General features: G+C 69.1%; 2 protein-coding genes. Both read right to left on the bottom strand.

What is annotated here, in order from left to right; all coding sequences use genetic code 11:
• Window positions 1-67: 67 nt before the first annotated feature.
• Complete coding sequence (locus ACFWEK_RS21350) at window positions 68-991, bottom strand: amino acid ABC transporter permease (protein WP_430555342.1); 924 nt, start codon at window positions 989-991, stop codon at window positions 68-70.
• Window positions 988-1677 carry an amino acid ABC transporter permease gene (locus tag ACFWEK_RS21345; protein ID WP_430547334.1) on the bottom strand — a complete coding sequence of 230 codons (690 nt, stop codon included), beginning with the start codon at window positions 1675-1677 and terminating at the stop codon, window positions 988-990. The genes ACFWEK_RS21350 and ACFWEK_RS21345 overlap by 4 nt, the downstream gene beginning before the upstream one ends.
• Between the last annotated feature and the right edge of the window lie 118 nt (window positions 1678-1795).

The following is a 1795-nucleotide window of genomic DNA, read 5'->3' as shown; positions in this document are numbered from 1 at the left end:
GGATGCCCCCGGACGCGAGAAGCGTCCGGGGGCATCCGTCGTCCTGCGTGGCAGGCGTGACCGCGCGTCAGGTCGCGGACGGGTCTCCGGTGGCGGCGATGGCGTTGCCCGGCCCCGTCGTCTTGCCGCCGGCGACGGTCGTCGGGTTGCCGATCCCGGGACCGGTCCCCGTGGCGCCGGACGTGCGCCCGCTGAGGTAGCGGGAGAGCCACCGCGCCACGGCGGTCAGCGCCCAGTTGATGACGATGAAGACCACGGCCGCGACGGTGAGCGTCTGCAGGTTGTTGCTGTGGCCGTTGCCGAAGATCTGCGCGGCGCGCAGCAGCTCGTCGTAGGTGATGATCTGGCCCAGGGCGGTGTCCTTGAGGACCACGACCAGCTGGGAGACCAGCGCCGGCAGCATCGCGATGAGGGCCTGGGGGAGCTGGATCGAGCGCAGCACCTGCCCACCCGTGAGCCCGACCGCGAGGCCTGCCTCGGACTGGCCCTTCGGCAGGTTGCCGACGCCGGCCCGCACCAGCTCCGCGATGACGGAGCCGTTGTACAGGATGAGCGCCACGACCACGGCCAGGAACGCCGGCTCGGTGCCGATCCGGTTGAAGCCGAACAGGAGCCAGAAGAAGATCATCATGAGCAGCACGGGCACGGCGCGGAAGAACTCGACGACGACGCCGCTGATCCAGCGGACGGTCCGCGATCGTGCGAGGCGCCCCGACCCGAAGATCAGCCCGAAGAGGATCGCCCCCACGATGGCGAACCCGGCCGCGCGCAGGGTGTTCTGCAGGCCCGGGATGAAGTAGTCCTGCCAGGCGCTCGACGTGAAGACGGGACCCCACAGGTCCCAGGAGAGCTGGCCCTTGCGGCCCAGCTCGACCAGGACCACCGCCGCGATGCCGAGGACGACGAGCGCGCCGACGACGTTGCCGAGGACGATCCATCGCCGGGCACGCGGGCCGGGGGCGTCGAAGAGGACGGAGTGCTGGGAGCTCATCGGCGCACCGCCAGTCGGTTGGAGAGGTACGTGGTGAGCAGGCCGATGGGGATCACGAGGATGACGAAGCCGATCGCGAAGGTCATGAAGATCGCGTAGATGAGGTCGGCGTTGCTCTCGATCATCTCCCGCATCAGCGTCGAGGTCTCTGTGGAGACGCTCGCCGCGGCGGCCACCGTGGAGTTCTTCAGCAGCGCGATGAGGGTGTTGCCGAGGGGCGCGACCGAGCCACGGAACGCCTGCGGCAGGATGATGAGGCGCGCCGCCGGCAGGAAGGGCAGCCCGATCGCGCGGGCGGCCTCCGCCTGACCCAGCGGCACGGTGTTGACCCCCGAGCGGATCGACTCGCAGACGAACGCCGCGTGGTAGACGGTCAGGCCGATGACGGCGAAGCGGAAGAAGTTCTGCGCGAAGTCGTCGGACAACGAGATCTGCAGCTGCGTCCACACGGCCAGGAACGTGAACGTCATGATGACGGTCAGCGGCGTGTTGCGCAGGATGTTCACGTACGCGGCGCCGGCCCACTGCAGGCTCGCGATCGGCGAGATGCGCATGAGCGCGAGCACGGTCCCGAGGACCAGCGAGAAGATCGCGGCCCAGAACGTCAGCTGGATGTTGACCCAGAACGCTCCGAGCACGTCGTAGTTCGCGAAGAGCTCGCTGAACTGGGACAGGAAGTCACCCACGGTGTGTCAGCCTCCCGGGGGATGCGGCCGGAGCCGCGGTGGACGGGCGAGTGGTCGACACGCTCCTCTGCAGGAGACGGACAGCGAGGTCCGCGGAGTAGCCCAGCACGCCGTAGAC

Origin of the sequence: Isoptericola sp. NPDC060257 (assembly GCF_042726645.1) — a bacterium.
Lineage (GTDB): Bacteria > Actinomycetota > Actinomycetes > Actinomycetales > Cellulomonadaceae > Isoptericola > Isoptericola nanjingensis.
Note: the sequence above shows the minus strand (reverse complement) of the source record. Positions and strands in the feature narration are given on the sequence as shown.